A 15,515-nucleotide genomic window follows, 5' to 3' on the forward strand; every position below is an offset into this window, starting at 1 on the left:
CTAATCGCCAGGCTGCCAGCCATTAACAATCGGGTAGCGCCGGTCGCGCCCAAACCCTCTGGGCGTGACCCGTACTCCGACCGGGGCTTGGCGGCGCTTATATTCACAGCGATCAACAAGCTTCACTACTTTATAAACATCTTCCTCATCAAACCCAGCGGCGATAATTGCCTCAGCACTCATATCGCCTTCAATGTAGCTCACCAGAATGGCGTCTAGCACGTCGTAATCAGGCAACGAGTCACTGTCTTGCTGGTCGGGCGCCAGCTCTGCACTGGGCGGGCGCTCAATCACTCGCTCTGGAATAGCGGGCGATTGGGTATTGCGCCAGCGGGTCAAACGATACACCCAGGTTTTGTAGACATCTTTGATGGCGTTATAGCCGCCCACCATGTCGCCATAAAGCGTGGCGTAACCCACGGCCATTTCGCTTTTATTGCCGGTCGTAAGCACCATCAGGCCTTTCTTATTGGAGATCGCCATCAACAGAACGCCGCGACAGCGCGACTGCAGGTTCTCTTCCGTAGTATCCCGCTCGGTGCCCGCGAAACTTTCTGCCAAAGTGCCCATAAACGCTTCGACCATCGGCTCGATGGGCATTACGTCATAATGAACGCCCAGCATGTCAGCCTGTTCAGCAGCGTACTGCTTCGAGATATCCGCCGTATAGTGATAAGGCATCATCACTGCTTGCACACGCTGGGGACCCAACGCATCGACGGCAATCGCTAAGGAAAGAGCGGAATCGATACCACCGGAAAGCCCCAGAACAACGCCTTTAAAACCACTTTTATTGACGTAGTCGCGCAGCCCTGTCACCAGCGCACAGTAAAGACTCTCTTCAGGCTCAACTTCTGGCTCAATTTCACCCGCTTGGGGTTCCCACGTTTCAGCGCTCGTTTGCAGCAGTTGAACGGGCATTAAGCCTGCTTGCCAAGAAGGCGCCAGCACTTTGAGTTCGCCTTGGGCGTCTACACAGCTAGAACCACCGTCGAAAACCAGCTCGTCCTGCCCACCGATCGTGTTCACATACACAATCGGGCGGTTTACATCCTGGGCACGCTGCTCTAACAGGCGCAAGCGCTCGCTGGGCTTATCCTGATGATAGGGCGAGGCGTTTAAGCTGATCAGTACTTCTGCCCCGGCTTCGCGGGCTGCATTAACCGGCGTACCTTCCCAAAGGTCTTCACAAATCAGCAGCCCTAGCTTGGCGCCTTTGTGCTCGTAAACCAGCGGTTTGGTGCCAGGCGTAAAGTAGCGCTGCTCATCAAACACTTGATAGTTCGGCAGTGCCTGCTTGGCATACTCCGCTTCCCATTGGCCGTTATACAGCACACCCGCCAGGTTATAGCGCTTTCCTTCACGAACGCCCGGATAGCCAATAATCACCAGCACATCGCGGGCGATTTTTTCTGCCATCTTCGCCCGCGCTTCACGCAAGCGAGCTTCCATCGATGGGCGAAGTAGCAGATCTTCCGGTGGATAACCAGACAAGAAAAGCTCTGGAAAGACAACAATATCCGCCCCATGCTCGATCCTTGCTTCGCGCACCGCTTCAATGGCGCGTGCAGCATTGCCGGGAATATCTCCCACTAAAGGGTCGAGTTGGGCCATTACCAGCGTTAAGTCTTGCATGGGCGTTAAAATCTCTTGAGAATCTTTAGAACACGTTGCCGCTCACCTAAGTACATTGTCCCGCAAGGGCTGCCAACTGGCAAAGGTTAGCCGGCGCTCATGTTACTCTAGCTATTATTACATCCCACCATGGGAGTCATAGAGGATGAACCTTTTGATCATTCGGCTGATTATTTTTGCCGTGCTGTTCTATGTGGGCCTGAAACTTTATGGTCTCTACCGAGAGCGCAAACTTTCCCACCAACAGAGTGAACCCGAACGCCATGAAGGCGGACAAATGGTGCGCTGCCGCTGGTGCGATGTCCATGTTCCGGAAGAGGAAGCCCTACGCGATAGCGAACAGTGGTTTTGCTCAAGCGCTCATCGGGATCGTTTTTTGCAAGAGCAACAAGATAAGCAGAACCGCGATTAAAACCGCTACCGATAGACAGTATCAGCCATAAGCTATGCCAAATCCGTGATTAATCGATCTACCGTCGGCTGAAAGGGCGCTGGGTCGATAAGTGGCTCACGCCCTAATAGCTGATCAACCAATACATGGGTAGAGGCTGGTGCAAGCACTAACCCATTGCGGTAGTGGCCAGCATTGACGTAAACATCGGACCACCCTGGCAATGCCCCAATAAATGGAATGCCATCCGGGGAGCCAGGGCGCAGCCCTGCCCAATGATAAGCAACCGGGCAATCTGACAACGCAGGTACAATGCTTTCAGCTGTCTGTTTGAGTGACGCCAGTGCTTCACTGTCGGTCGTTTTATCAAAACCCGCTTCTTCTAAGGTTGAGCCTACCAACAGCAACCCATCGCTACGCGGGATAATATAGCGACCATCTTTCAATACCACGCGCTGCACCAATCCTTGCGGCGCTTGATAAGCAATCATTTGGCCTTTTACGGGGCGTACCGGCAGGCGAATCGTTAAGCTTTCTAACAGCCTGGCTGTCCAGGCGCCACCACATACCACCACCTTTTCAGCGCGCAGCTCCCCTTGCGCGGTCGCAACGCCCAACACCTGTTGGTCATGCGTTATAAAACTATTTACCTCACAGCCTTCATTCAGCACAACGTTCGGCATTGCCAGCAGCCGAGCGCGCAACGCCTGTCCCAGACGTGGGTTGCGCACACTACCGAGTGTCGGCATCCACAACGCACTCTCCTGGGCAGCAGCCACCATGGGCTCCTTCTGACGAACAAAGTCAGCGCTAACACGCTCCAGCGGCTTGGCTAAGCCTCTCGCCCAACCAAGCGCAGTGTCAGCATCGTCAACGTTAAGATAGAGCAGCCCTTTTTGGCGATATTCAGGATCAATACCGGTTTCTTCCAACAAGCGTAGCGACAAAGTGGGATACACGCCCTCTGACCAGCGCGAAAGTTGCGAGATGGGCGGCGCATACCGCCATGGGTAAAGCGGCGAGACAATGCCACCACCTGCCCAAGAAGACTCCTGCCCGCAAATGCCGCGCTCCACTAAAGTAACTTGCTGGCCAGCATCTGCTAGCTGCAGTGCCGTCATCATACCGATCACGCCACCGCCAATAATTAAGAAATTGCTCACAACGTTTGTCCGCTTTGGCTTACATAAAAAACGATCACCGCGAGGTAGGCTGTAGAAAAAACACACGCCTGGAGTCACCATGCCAGCTAACAATAACGGCGTTCCACACACGCGTATCCAAGGCTTTACCCTGATCGAACTTATTATTGCTCTTCTGCTTATTTCAGCCTTAGCCGCCTGGGGAGTGCCAAACTTTCAAGCACTTGGCCGAAGCACAGCCGTTACCGCCGATATTAACAGATTGCAGTCTGCCTTTTCGTTGGCTCGCAACACAGCCATCACGCAGCGTAAAACGGCCACGGTTTGCCCAACCAATCAGCAAAGAAACACCTGCACCAGCGACTGGAGTAACGCGCTACTGGTCATCAAGGGGGACGCGATAAATCAAATAACCAGCAGCGATGTTGTTCGTGTCTTCCCTAAAGAGCAGGCAACTACCGTCACTTATAATCGTAACAGACGGCGTGTGAGCTATAGTACGCTTGGCCACGCAAACGGCTTCAATGGCAGTTTTTATATATGTGCGGCAAGCGCTCCAGGAAAAGTGCTCGTGCTCAGCCGACTGGGTCGCCTGCGCATCGATGAAACGCCCGCCGATTGTTGATCACGACAGGCGTTTAACCACAGCTAACTCAGGCGATGCCATCCAGATAGCGCTCAGCATCTAGCGCTGCCATGCAGCCACTGCCGGCAGAGGTAATGGCTTGGCGATAAATATGATCCATCACGTCACCACAGGCAAAGACGCCAGGCACGCTGGTGGCGGTAGCATTGCCTTCAAGACCTGATTTCACCTTGATGTAACCGCCGTTCATTTCCAGTTGGCCTTCGAAAATTCCTGTATTGGGGCTGTGGCCGATAGCGATAAACAACCCTGGCGCGTGAATCTCTTTGGTAGAACCATCTTTAGTAGACTTAACGCGCACGCCAGTGACACCAGTGTTATCGCCCAGCACCTCGTCCACTTCATAGAACCACTCAAGAGCAATTTTGCCTGCTTCGACTTTTTCGAACAGCTTATCCTGCAGGATTTTCTCGGCGCGCAACGTATCGCGACGATGCACCAAGGTAACCTTAGAGGCGATATTTGAGAGATACAGCGCTTCCTCAACAGCGGTGTTGCCGCCTCCCACCACAATCACTTCTTGATTGCGATAAAAGAAGCCATCGCAGGTAGCACACGCAGATACCCCTTGCCCCATAAATTGCTGCTCGGTTGGCAAGCCCAGATAGCGTGCGCTGGCACCGGTGGCAATAATCAGCGCATCACAGGTGTAAATTCCGCTGTCCCCTTTTAAGGTATACGGCTTCTCACCTAAGCTGACCTCATTGATATGGTCGAACAGCACTTCCGTATTAAAACGCTCAGCGTGCTGCTTCATGCGCTCCATCAAATCTGGCCCCTGAACACCTTGTGCGTCGCCGGGCCAGTTATCGACATCGGTTGTGGTGGTCAATTGGCCACCTGCCTGCAGGCCGGTAATCAGCAGCGGTTTTAAGTTAGCACGGGCTGCGTACACCGCTGCCGTATACCCGGCAGGGCCGGAACCAAGAATAATTAAACGTTCATGACGCGTTTCCATGACACCACCTTTGTCACAATTGAGCAGATATCGTTTGCAAGAGAGTCTGCCTGAAATGGCGTCAAGTACAAGCAATTACAAGGGTTAGCCTTCGCTATTAGGCGAAGACGCCTTGAAAGCTGGGGGTGAAACACCCATGTGCTATTAACAAGATAAGCCATACTGGGGATAAGCCACATTAAAGAAAAGCAGTGACCGTCGCGCCTAAGCGTTGCGATCAGCAAATTGTGATCAGCAGTTCGCTTAAGGCCAAGCAATCAAAGGAGAGACCAATGGGCAAGATACCCGATACGCTCACCACGCTAGAAGTAGGCAACCAGCAGTATCATTACTATAGCCTGCCAAAAGCCGCCGACGCGCTCGGCAACATTGACCGGCTACCCAAAACGCTCAAAATTCTGCTCGAAAACCAGCTGCGCTTTGGCGATGACGAAAGTGTTGATCAAGAGGACATTCAGGCGCTAGTGGACTGGCAAAAAGAGGGCAAATCAAGCCGTGAAATAGGCTACCGCCCTGCCCGTGTCCTCATGCAAGATTTCACTGGCGTGCCAGGGGTTGTAGATCTTGCCTCTATGCGCGCTGCCGTTGAGAAGCTCGGCGAAGATCCCGCCCGTATTAACCCACTTTCTCCTGTTGATCTAGTTATTGACCACTCGGTGATGGTCGACAAATTCGGCAACGCCGCCGCGTTTCAAGAAAACGTCGATATCGAAATGCAGCGCAACCGTGAGCGCTACGAGTTTCTGCGTTGGGGCCAGCAAGCGTTCGACAACTTTAGCGTTGTACCGCCCGGCACCGGCATTTGCCACCAGGTTAACCTCGAGTACCTGGGTCGCGCAGTGTGGACAAAAGAGCAGGATGGCCAGATGTTTGCCTACCCCGACACCTTAGTCGGCACCGACTCCCACACTACTATGATCAACGGCCTGGGCGTACTAGGCTGGGGCGTCGGCGGTATCGAAGCGGAAGCCGCCATGCTTGGTCAGCCGGTCTCGATGCTGATTCCGGAAGTCGTTGGCTTCAAGCTTAACGGCAAACTGCGCGAAGGCATTACTGCCACCGATCTCGTGCTTACCGTCACTGAAATGCTGCGTAAAAAAGGCGTAGTGGGTAAGTTTGTTGAATTCTACGGTGACGGTCTTAAAGACTTGCCGCTGGCCGACCGCGCCACTATTGCCAATATGGCACCGGAATATGGCGCTACCTGCGGCTTTTTCCCAGTAGACGACGAAACGCTTAACTACATGCGTCTTACCGGCCGTGAAGATGACCAAATTGCATTGGTAGAGGCATACAGCAAAGCGCAGGGCTTATGGCGCGAACCTGGCGATGAGCCGGTCTTTACCGACTCTCTCAGCCTTGACATGGACGAAGTAGAAGCAAGTCTTGCCGGCCCCAAACGCCCCCAAGATCGTGTGGCGTTGAAAGACATGGCTGCCGCCTTTGACAAGTTCATGCAAGAGGACACCAGCGCGGACACAACCGCAAAAGGAAAACTCTCCTCGGAAGGCGGCCAAACCGCGGTGGGGGTTGAGAGGAGCTTTAAACATGACACCAGCCAAGCCGTTAAACTTAACGATAAGGATTTCAGCCTCGATCCAGGTGCCGTGGTAATTGCCGCTATCACCTCATGTACCAACACCTCCAACCCAAGCGTCATGATGGCAGCCGGGCTGCTGGCACGTAATGCACGCCAAAAGGGGCTTACCACGAAACCTTGGGTTAAGACCTCGCTTGCCCCCGGCTCCAAAGTGGTGACCGATTACTTAGCAGCCGCGAACTTAAGCGATGACCTGAATGCACTGGGCTTTAACTTAGTGGGTTATGGCTGTACAACATGTATCGGCAACTCCGGCCCGCTGCCCGATGAGATCGAAAAAGCGATCAACAGCGGCGACCTTGCCGTGGCATCGGTGCTTTCAGGCAACCGTAACTTTGAAGGCCGTGTGCACCCGCTAGTCAAAACGAACTGGCTCGCCTCACCGCCCTTGGTGGTCGCCTATGCGTTAGCCGGTAACGTACAGTGCAACTTAACGACCGACCCACTCGGCCAGGACAATGACGGCAACCCGGTTTATCTCAAAGACATCTGGCCTTCTCAAGCAGATATCGCCACTGCCGTTGAACAGGTCAACACTGAGATGTTCCGCAAAGAGTATGGTGCGGTATTTGAAGGCGACGATACCTGGAAAGCCATCAACGTTCCTGAAAGCAAAGTTTACCAGTGGCCTGAATCGACCTACATTCAGCACCCGCCGTTTTTCGAAGGCATGGAGCGTGAGCCGGACGCCATTGAAGATGTGGAAAGCGCCCGCGTGTTAGCCCTGCTAGGCGACTCGGTGACGACCGACCATATCTCCCCAGCGGGCTCTATCAAACCCGATAGCCCTGCGGGTCGTTATCTGCAAGAGCACGGCGTGAAGCCCGTCGACTTCAACTCCTACGGCTCACGTCGAGGTAACCATCAAGTAATGATGCGTGGCACCTTTGCCAACGTGCGCATTAAAAATGAAATGCTGGACGGAGTTGTTGGTGGTGAGACCCGCCACGTTCCCAGCGGCGAGCAAATGGCGATTTACGATGCCGCCATGAAATATAAGGAGGAAGGCACTCCCCTAGTGGTGATTGCTGGTAAAGAGTATGGCACCGGCTCTTCACGGGACTGGGCAGCAAAAGGCACCCGCTTATTGGGTGTGCGCGCGGTTATTGCCGAGTCTTATGAACGTATTCACCGCTCAAACCTAATTGGAATGGGCGTGGTACCGCTGCAGTTCCCTGAAGGTGAAAGCCGTGAAACGCTTGGTTTGACCGGTGATGAAGAGATATCAATTGCTGGCTTAAGCGATTTAAGCCCAGGAGGCAGCGTGAAAATTGTCATCAAAAATGACGATGGGGAGCGCACCGTTGATGCCAAGTGCCGAATTGATACCGTCAATGAGCTGGCTTACTACCGCCACGGTGGTATCCTTCACTACGTGTTGCGCAAAATGATCGGCGCAGCTTAAAGGCAAAACCTACCAATGCTTGCATAGCCCCCACCATGGTGGGGGCTTTTTTTTTTTGCGCTCACTTTGCTGTTTCGCTTCCCGTTATTAAACTTAGAAAGCCCTGCGACGATAAGCACGGTATTCAGGCGACCAGCACGCTCTCTCAATACGCTCACGTAGTTCGGTGCCGCTTGTTTTAAGCGCCACGCCGTTTTGCTGGGCCTGGGCAGCGACTTCAAAGGCGATCGATTTACTAATATCACGAATCCGCGACAACGGCGGTAGCAGTGCGCCCTTGCCCTCCTTAACCAGCGGCGCTTCGCGCGCCAGCGCCCGAGAGGCGCTCATCAACATTTCATCAGTAACGCGATTAGCATTCGCGGCAATCACACCTAAGCCAATACCGGGGAAAATATAGGCATTGTTGCACTGGGCAATTGGATAGGTGCGGCCGTTATACACCACCGGTGCAAAAGGGCTACCAGTCGCGACTAGCGCTTGGCCGTCGGTCCAGCGAATCACATCTTCGGGTACCGCTTCTGCCTGAGAAGTAGGGTTCGACAGCGGCATAATCACCGGATGTTCGCAGCCCGCGTGCATGGTGCGCACCACTTGTTCGGTGAAAATACCGCGCTTGCCGCACACACCAATCAATATCGTTGGTTTCATTTGGGCAATGGTTTCTTCAAGCCCTTGCCCATTCCAGTTAGCAACCAGCTCAGAATCGTGGGCCAAACGGCGCTGAAAATCCCGCTGCCAAGGCTGATCCGTGGTCATCAACCCATCTCGATCAACAATAAATATTCGCGCCCGTGCTTCGCTTTCAGTCAGACCTTCTGCCTGCATGGCCACGACCACCTGCTCAGCAATACCACAGCCTGCCGAACCGCCACCAACAAACACTACGCGCTGCTGGGCAATCGTTTCCTCGCGGGCCTGGCACGCCGCCATTAAGGTGCCCACCACAACTGATGCGGTACCTTGCACATCGTCATTAAAGCAGCACAAATCGTCACGGTAGCGCTCTAAAAGCGGTACCGCATTGGCCTGGGCAAAGTCTTCGAACTGCAGCAGAACGTTCGGCCAGCGACGTTTTACAGCGGCAATAAACTCCCCCATAAACGCATCGTACTCTTCCTGACTAACCCGCTCATGACGCCAGCCCATATACATAGGGTCATCCAGCAATGCCTGATTGTTAGTGCCCACATCAATCATAATCGGCAACGTATAGGCGGGGCTAATACCACCACAAGCGGTATAAAGTGCCAGTTTACCGATGGGAATGCCCATTCCACCAATCCCCTGATCACCCAGCCCTAAAATCCGCTCGCCATCGGTGACAACAATCACCTTAACGTTATCTTTGGTGGCACTGCGCAGGATATCGTCCATATGCTCGCGATCCGGATAGCTGATGAACAGCCCCCGGTGATTGCGATAAATATTAGAGAACTCCTGACATGCCTGCCCAACCGTGGGGGTATAAATAATCGGCAACATCTCTTCCAGATGCTGGGAGACCAAGCGAAAGTAAAGCGTTTCATTGTCGTCTTGGATGGCACGCAAATGAATATGCTTCTCTAAATCACTATGACACTGTTGATACTGGCGATAAGCCCTCGACAACTGCTCGTCAATGGTCTCCACTTTTTGCGGCAACAAACCAATCAAGTTAAACGCTAGCCGCTCCTCTTGAGTAAACGCGCTGCCTTTGTTCAATAGCGGCATTTCAAGCAAAGAAGGACCGGCGTAAGGAATGTACAGGGGGCGTTTACTCATCGTAGACATAGGCACTCTCTTTTTATGTCGATTGCTATTGCAATGCAGCAACGCTGGGCGTTGGCGGCGTTTATCCGTAATGTAACACGCTAATACGACAAAGGTGGGAGGGACATAAATAATGGCAATAAAAAAACGCCTTGGTAGCTACCAAGGCGCTCATAAAAAGCCTTAAAACTGATCAACCACTAGCAGCTTTTAGCGACAGGTTTGCGGCCTTCAACACCGTTAAAAAAGAACGGCCGTAGCTTTACGCCCACCATGTTGCCAGCGAACGCCGCAACCATCCATATCCAGCCATGTAAGCTGCCAGAGGCAATACCGCTGAAGTAAGCGCCAATATTGCAACCAAATGCCAGTCGCGCGCCATACCCCAGCATGATGCCACCAATGACAGCCGCTAATAGGGATTTAAACGGGATACGGAAGTTGGGAGCAAAGCGCCCAGCTAGGCTCGCTGCGGCAAGCGCACCCAGCATGATGCCAACATTCATCACCGTCGTGATATCACTCCATACACTCGCCTCTAATGCCGCAGCATTACCCGGCGCTTGCCAATAACCCCACTGACTGACATCACCACCAACGAGTTCAAACCCTTTCGCACCCCACAACGCGAACGCAGAGGTAATACCCCAAGGGCGACCAGCAAGGGCTAATGTTGCGAAATTGAGTAGCGCTAGCGCCACTGCGCCAGCAATCAACGGCCATGGACCCGTTAACCAGCGCTGACTGCCAGGCTTGTCGACCAGCGGTGCCTGCTCCAAGTGGCCATGGCGACGCCTTTCCATAATCACAGTAAACGCAGCAATCGCTGTAAACAGCACCAAACTAATCGCGATACCACCGCCAGCACCTGCCACATTCACCAGCGACACAGGCTGAAACGCTGGCAAGCTCTGCCACCAGGTAAAATGCGCTGAACCAATCACCGACCCGACAATAAAGAACAGCAGCGTAATTAACATTCGTGCATTACCACCACCTGCAGTAAACAGCGTGCCCGACGCACATCCGCCACCTAACTGCATGCCCACACCAAAGATAAACGCCCCCACCACGACAGAAATACCAATCGGCGCAACAAAACCACTCACGCTGGTGCCAAACAGCGAACCAGCGCTTAACGCCGGGAAAAATAGCACCACCGCAATCGCCAACATCACCATTTGGGCGCGCAAACCACGTCCCCGCCGCTCGGTGATAAATACCCGCCAAGCAGCAGTAAAGCCAAATGCCGCGTGATACAGCACCAGCCCAAGCAAGCCGCCAACAATCATTAATAGACCAATATTGGCGCCAAACACGACACCAATAATCACCGCGCCCAGCACGATGGCTGCCGTTGAGAGTAATGGCACCCGGTTCTGACTAGGTGCCACTGCAGAAATCGTCGACATAGCTCACCTTCTAACTACGCCAAAAGCGCCTGTTAAAAACAGGCGCTTGGCTGAGTGGGACAATAATAATAAGCCTAACGCTGGCTGTAGAACGCTGGAAATTCTTTATTCAGCAGTGCATATGCTTTTAAAGAATATTAAACAAAGCGCCCTAAGCCTACCGCGGAACGTAAGCGATCCATGGTAATGGCGGCTTCTTCTCTAGCGCGATCGGCACCTTTTTGCAGCACCGCTTCGATATGCGCTGGGTCTTCCATGAGCGCGATGTAACGCTCGCGGGGGGCACTTAAGTGCGCATTCAAGTAATCGAACACCTGGTTCTTCGCATCGCCCCAGCCGATACCTGCCACGTACTGCTCGCGGAGTGCAGCGGCTTCCTCATTGCTGGCAAACGCTGAGAATATCTGGAACAGCGTGCAGGTGTCTGGGTCTTTGGGCTCACCGGGTTCCAGTGAGTTGGTTTTGATTTTGCGCACCAGCTTCTGCAGTTTTTTCTCGCTAGAGAAAAGCGGGATCGTATTGTTATAGCTTTTGGACATTTTACGACCGTCTAAGCCCTTCAACACTTCGCCTTTTTCATCCACAACGGCTTCAGGCTGAGTGAAATACTGGCCTTTAAACATGTGGTTGAAACGTCCAGCGATATCACGCGCCATTTCAATGTGCTGAATTTGGTCGCGCCCTACCGGCACTTTATTGGCATTAAACATTAAGATGTCGGCGGCCATTAACACCGGGTAACCGAACAAGCCCATGGTGACGCCTTTATCAGGGTCTTGGTCACCGGCTTCTTCATTCTCGGCAACCGCTGCTTTGTATGCGTGGGCGCGGTTCATTAGCCCCTTGGCGCACACACAAGACAGCATCCACATTAATTCGGGAATTTCAGCGATATCCGACTGACGATAAAAAATGGCGTTATCGGTATCTAACCCTAGCGCAAGCCACGTGGCGGCAATTTCCAGACGCGACTCTTGCACACGCTTCGGATCTTGGCATTTGATCAGCGCGTGATAGTCAGCAAGAAAGTAAAACGACTGTACATTGGGGTCTTGGCTTGCCTCAATGGCAGGCTTAATAGCCCCGACATAGTTACCAAGATGTGGCGTTCCGGTCGTGGTAATCCCGGTCAGCACGCGGGTTTTGGCTGTCTGACTCATAATGTGGATCCAGCTGGATAAAGGTCAAAAAAGGTAAGTCATTGTACACTTAATGCCAAACCACCGTCGCCTGTGTCTGATGGCTTTCCTCACTCTCCTCTACTTTGATAAATACAGGTAGGCTCTGTGCCAGTAACGTTTCACTATCGGTATTGGCATTAGTAATAACCGCACCTAACGCCACGACCCAAGGCTGGCCGTCACGTTCAATGGGCATAAATAAGCAGCTATTATGTTCGCAGTCATCGCCAAGCAGCGTGGCTAATGGGTGCGCTACGACATCTTCCCAGCGGAGAGTTTGATCGCTATTGATGGTGAGCACGTTACCTCCCCACGCCAATTCACTAAAAGAGGCCACTGCTTGCGAGGCGGCTATTTCAGCGCGCATTTGCGCTAACGTCGATGCCCGGTAATTACTCGCTAAGCGTTCATCCACAAACGCAGATTGCACACAGATAACGCCAATAATCAACGCACTAGCTAACAGCGCCATCACCACAACTAGCGCAGCACCCTGCTCCTGCGGTCTAAGCTGCATATCGCCTCCTTGCTCACACTCTATACATCTCATGGGCTAGCCGAAAACGTAGGCTGTAGAACAGCCTCTCGATGGGTAACGTGGAAATCGATATTGGCCCCTTGCCGACCTAATGGCAGTGACACCACGCTAACCCCATTGGTGGCGGGTGCTCCAAGCGGTTCGTCTCGCTCACAGCTAGCCCCAGCGTCATAATCAAAGGTGACCAGCGGCTGAGCCTCCTGCATATCTTGAACCGTGCAGCGACAGCCAGACTTAATCACCACGCACTGCAAGCGAAAAAAAGGCGCTCCGTTTGAATCGGTAGCGCCGTGCCTGCGTAGGGTGTCGGTAATCGATGTCGCCGCGTAAAGAAGCGCTTCCTGATTCCGCCCCAATTGATCCACCTGCTTAAACGTATGAAAGGTGCTTAAGAAAAGCTGTCCAGCACCTAGAATCACCACCATACCAATGGCCATGGCGACCAGTAGCTCTGTTAACGTAAAACCGCGCTGCACATCCATGGCAGGCCCACCTTTACGGCTGATTGGGAAGTTGGAACACGTAGTTGAAGATATCGTCGGACTCATTAGGCTCAGTCCGCAGGCGCACCACCACATCAAACCGGCAGCCTTGGCGGTCGATACGACTCTCTTGCCCCTGGGCATAGCCAAGCGCCGCCTGTTGGCCTACAAACCAATGGCTGTGCCATGCGGACTCAATGGTGGCTAACGGAATCGTGTCACAGTCTTGGTATGAGGAAAGCGCTGCCCATATCCGCTCTTGAGCATCTACCGCTGCGACGTTCGCTAGCGACTGCGTGTAGCCTGCACTAGCGCTTTGCAGTGCTGTCACCTGCATCGCGGCGACGCCTATCAGCCCAAACGCTAAAATCACCAGCGCGATAAGCGCCTCGATTAGCGAAAGGCCGCTTTGCCTAACCATCTACCAGCACGCCTCAGGCAGGCGCTCGCCCCGCGCATTAAATTGAATATCGCTGTGACAACCGTCAGTTTGTGATGTTGCCGCCGTCAGTAAAAACCCGCCATCGTCCTCACCGCCGTCATCGGCTGTAATCGTGTAGTTACCATCGGGAGAAGAGGGAGTAAATGAGCAGTCGGCATAAGCGTATTGGCGGGAGTAGCAGCGCTCAAGCTCGGCGGCGGCCTGCAACAGGCCAGCATGGGCATCTGTGCGTAGCGAACGCTCAACATAGCGGGTGTAACTGGGGTAGGCAATGCCCGCCACTATGCCAATGATAGCGACGACAATCAGCATTTCAATGAGCGTAAAACCGTGCTGACGAGCTTCCTGGCGCCCAGCACGGTTAGCAAAAGGCAAAGGCACTGAACGCGCTCCTGTATCAGTTGGCCCATACGCTGAGTATGTCGCAAACCGATATGCTTTGCATCAGTCGCTTACAATCACCTGCTCACGCAGCTCTTTCGGCATAGAGAAGGTAATATTTTCTTCGCGGCCCTGCAGCTCAACAGGCACCTCTGCGCCAAATGTTTGAAGCTTATCGATAACACCTTTCACCAGCACTTCTGGCGCACTGGCCCCGGCGGTGACACCAATACGACTAACACCTTCCAGCCACGCTGGCGCAATTTGGTCGGCATTATCGATTAAATAGGCAGGCGTGCCCATACGCTCGGAAAGCTCGCGCAGGCGATTAGAGTTGGAGCTATTGGGGCTGCCGACGACCAACACCAAGTCGCTATCTGCCGCTAGCTCACGCACCGCATCCTGACGGTTTTGAGTGGCATAACAGATATCATCTTTGCGCGGCCCCTGGATCTCTGGAAACTTCTCCCGCAACGCATCAATCACCTTAGCGGTGTCATCCATCGAGAGCGTGGTTTGAGTCACAAACGCCAGCGCAGACGGGTCGTTGACGCCCAACTTCGCCACGTCCTGCTCATCTTCGACCAGGTAAATCTGGCCACCGTGGGAAGTGTCGTAACGCCCCATAGTGCCTTCGACTTCCGGATGGCCTTCGTGACCAATCAAAATGCACTCTTGGCCGCGCTTAGCATAACGCAACACTTCCAAATGCACTTTGGTAACCAATGGACAGGTCGCATCGAAGACTTTGAGACCACGCTGCTCAGCTTCTTGTTGCACGGCACGGGAGACACCGTGAGCCGAGAAAATCACGATCACATCGTCAGGCACTTCATGCAGCTCTTCAACGAACACCGCGCCACGTTCGCGCAATGTTTCAACCACAAAGCGGTTATGTACCACCTCGTGGCGCACGTAAATGGGCGGGCCGAAGACATCTAGCGCGCGGTTGACGATGTCGATCGCGCGATCCACGCCAGCACAAAAACCGCGCGGGTTCGCCAGCTTGATCTGTATTGGCTGAGAGGACTCTGATGACTGCATAAAAGCGCCTTGATGCAACTTGCATCGCCTGTTAAATGAAAACGAGTGCTTAAAATCAGTGTTTGGTGATGGGCGTTACGTTCAGCACATCGACTTCAAACGTCAACGTGCGGCCTGCTAGCGGATGGTTAAAGTCCACTTCCACACGGTCGCCATCTATGGTTTTGACCACGCCAGGCAATTCCGTTCCCGCTTTATCGGCAAATGACATCACCATACCGATTTCAGGTGCTTCATCACCGAAATCGGCGCGCTTCAGCGTTTGAATATTTTGCGGGTTATGTTGCCCAAAGGAGTGCTCAGGCGTGATTTGAAACGCCCCGCTCTGGCCTGCGGCCATCCCTTTAATCGGGTGTTCGAAACCAGGGGGCAAGTTACCGTCGCCATACTGGAACGTCGCCGGGGCTTTCTCTTTGGTGGAATCGACTACCGTGCCATCTTCCAGCTTCAGCGTGAAGTGCAGGGTAATTTCCATACCATCGTCAATTAGGTAGTCCATGGTTCCT

The 15,515-nt window shown here is 53.4% G+C and carries 15 protein-coding genes; 3 read left to right on the top strand and 12 right to left on the bottom strand.

The window, feature by feature from the left end; genetic code table 11:
* A complete protein-coding gene (locus ACN06F_RS15255) occupies positions 1-1,635 on the bottom strand; it encodes an NAD+ synthase (protein WP_433924207.1) in 1,635 nt (544 codons plus the stop codon).
* Between the two features lie 145 nt (positions 1,636-1,780).
* Here ACN06F_RS15255 and ACN06F_RS15260 point away from each other — a divergent pair, with 145 nt between their 5' ends.
* Positions 1,781-2,047 (top strand): PP0621 family protein, encoded by a 267-nt coding sequence (locus tag ACN06F_RS15260; RefSeq protein WP_038478351.1) that lies wholly within the window; start codon positions 1,781-1,783, stop codon positions 2,045-2,047.
* Between the two features lie 32 nt (positions 2,048-2,079).
* Here the strand turns inward: ACN06F_RS15260 and thiO are convergent, their stop codons facing one another.
* Positions 2,080-3,189 (bottom strand): glycine oxidase ThiO, encoded by a 1,110-nt coding sequence (gene thiO / locus ACN06F_RS15265; protein ID WP_433924208.1) that lies wholly within the window; start codon positions 3,187-3,189, stop codon positions 2,080-2,082.
* A 79-nt stretch (positions 3,190-3,268) separates the two neighbouring features.
* Between thiO and ACN06F_RS15270 the strand changes: the two genes are divergently transcribed.
* Positions 3,269-3,793, top strand: coding sequence for a GspH/FimT family protein (locus tag ACN06F_RS15270; protein ID WP_038478354.1), 525 nt, complete (start codon positions 3,269-3,271; stop codon positions 3,791-3,793).
* 28 nt (positions 3,794-3,821) lie between these two features.
* Here ACN06F_RS15270 and trxB read toward each other — a convergent pair whose 3' ends face one another.
* Positions 3,822-4,772, bottom strand: coding sequence for a thioredoxin-disulfide reductase (trxB, locus tag ACN06F_RS15275; protein ID WP_095603760.1), 951 nt, complete (start codon positions 4,770-4,772; stop codon positions 3,822-3,824).
* Positions 4,773-5,044: 272 nt separating this feature from the next.
* On the opposite strand from trxB, the gene acnA reads away from it, so the two are divergent.
* Positions 5,045-7,777: an aconitate hydratase AcnA gene (gene acnA, locus ACN06F_RS15280; protein WP_433924209.1), complete on the top strand. Its 2,733-nt coding sequence runs from the start codon at positions 5,045-5,047 to the stop codon at positions 7,775-7,777.
* 93 nt (positions 7,778-7,870) lie between these two features.
* Here the strand turns inward: acnA and ACN06F_RS15285 are convergent, their stop codons facing one another.
* The 9 genes from ACN06F_RS15285 to fkpB form a co-directional block, all read right to left on the bottom strand.
* On the bottom strand, positions 7,871-9,550 hold the full coding sequence (locus tag ACN06F_RS15285) for an NAD-dependent malic enzyme (RefSeq protein WP_095603758.1): 1,680 nt from the start codon (positions 9,548-9,550) through the stop codon (positions 7,871-7,873).
* Between the two features lie 179 nt (positions 9,551-9,729).
* Positions 9,730-10,941: a YeeE/YedE family protein gene (locus ACN06F_RS15290; protein WP_433924210.1), complete on the bottom strand. Its 1,212-nt coding sequence runs from the start codon at positions 10,939-10,941 to the stop codon at positions 9,730-9,732.
* 137 nt (positions 10,942-11,078) lie between these two features.
* On the bottom strand, positions 11,079-12,101 hold the full coding sequence (locus tag ACN06F_RS15295; protein ID WP_433924211.1) for a tryptophan--tRNA ligase: 1,023 nt from the start codon (positions 12,099-12,101) through the stop codon (positions 11,079-11,081).
* A gap of 49 nt (positions 12,102-12,150) precedes the next feature.
* A complete protein-coding gene (locus tag ACN06F_RS15300) occupies positions 12,151-12,639 on the bottom strand; it encodes a pilus assembly PilX family protein (RefSeq protein WP_433924212.1) in 489 nt (162 codons plus the stop codon).
* A gap of 29 nt (positions 12,640-12,668) precedes the next feature.
* Positions 12,669-13,142 carry a PilW family protein gene (locus tag ACN06F_RS15305; protein WP_433924213.1) on the bottom strand — a complete coding sequence of 158 codons (474 nt, stop codon included), beginning with the start codon at positions 13,140-13,142 and terminating at the stop codon, positions 12,669-12,671.
* Between the two features lie 13 nt (positions 13,143-13,155).
* Positions 13,156-13,563, bottom strand: coding sequence for a type IV pilus modification PilV family protein (locus ACN06F_RS15310; protein WP_433924214.1), 408 nt, complete (start codon positions 13,561-13,563; stop codon positions 13,156-13,158).
* The gene (locus ACN06F_RS15315) at positions 13,564-13,965 is read right to left on the bottom strand and encodes a type IV pilin protein (protein ID WP_433924215.1); all 402 of its coding nucleotides are present in this window, start codon (positions 13,963-13,965) and stop codon (positions 13,564-13,566) included.
* 63 nt (positions 13,966-14,028) lie between these two features.
* Positions 14,029-15,009 (bottom strand): 4-hydroxy-3-methylbut-2-enyl diphosphate reductase, encoded by a 981-nt coding sequence (ispH, locus tag ACN06F_RS15320; RefSeq protein ID WP_120386316.1) that lies wholly within the window; start codon positions 15,007-15,009, stop codon positions 14,029-14,031.
* A 55-nt stretch (positions 15,010-15,064) separates the two neighbouring features.
* Positions 15,065-15,508 (bottom strand): FKBP-type peptidyl-prolyl cis-trans isomerase, encoded by a 444-nt coding sequence (gene fkpB / locus ACN06F_RS15325; RefSeq protein WP_083007155.1) that lies wholly within the window; start codon positions 15,506-15,508, stop codon positions 15,065-15,067.
* Positions 15,509-15,515 lie beyond the last annotated feature (7 nt).

Origin of the sequence: Vreelandella sp. 21, from assembly GCF_050995515.1 — a bacterium.
In the GTDB taxonomy this organism is placed as follows: Bacteria; Pseudomonadota; Gammaproteobacteria; order Pseudomonadales; family Halomonadaceae; genus Vreelandella; species Vreelandella alkaliphila.

Coding starts and splice junctions, on each gene's coding strand:
- ACN06F_RS15255 (WP_433924207.1), bottom strand. CDS start 1,635: ATGCAAGACTTAACGCTGGTAATGGCCCAACTCGACCCTTTAGTGGGA.
- ACN06F_RS15260 (WP_038478351.1), top strand. CDS start 1,781: ATGAACCTTTTGATCATTCGGCTGATTATTTTTGCCGTGCTGTTCTAT.
- ACN06F_RS15270 (WP_038478354.1), top strand. CDS start 3,269: ATGCCAGCTAACAATAACGGCGTTCCACACACGCGTATCCAAGGCTTT.
- trxB (WP_095603760.1), bottom strand. CDS start 4,772: ATGGAAACGCGTCATGAACGTTTAATTATTCTTGGTTCCGGCCCTGCC.
- acnA (WP_433924209.1), top strand. CDS start 5,045: ATGGGCAAGATACCCGATACGCTCACCACGCTAGAAGTAGGCAACCAG.
- ACN06F_RS15285 (WP_095603758.1), bottom strand. CDS start 9,550: ATGTCTACGATGAGTAAACGCCCCCTGTACATTCCTTACGCCGGTCCT.
- ACN06F_RS15290 (WP_433924210.1), bottom strand. CDS start 10,941: ATGTCGACGATTTCTGCAGTGGCACCTAGTCAGAACCGGGTGCCATTA.
- ACN06F_RS15295 (WP_433924211.1), bottom strand. CDS start 12,101: ATGAGTCAGACAGCCAAAACCCGCGTGCTGACCGGGATTACCACGACC.
- ACN06F_RS15300 (WP_433924212.1), bottom strand. CDS start 12,639: ATGCAGCTTAGACCGCAGGAGCAGGGTGCTGCGCTAGTTGTGGTGATG.
- ACN06F_RS15305 (WP_433924213.1), bottom strand. CDS start 13,142: ATGGATGTGCAGCGCGGTTTTACGTTAACAGAGCTACTGGTCGCCATG.
- ACN06F_RS15310 (WP_433924214.1), bottom strand. CDS start 13,563: ATGGTTAGGCAAAGCGGCCTTTCGCTAATCGAGGCGCTTATCGCGCTG.
- ispH (WP_120386316.1), bottom strand. CDS start 15,009: ATGCAGTCATCAGAGTCCTCTCAGCCAATACAGATCAAGCTGGCGAAC.
- fkpB (WP_083007155.1), bottom strand. CDS start 15,508: ATGGACTACCTAATTGACGATGGTATGGAAATTACCCTGCACTTCACG.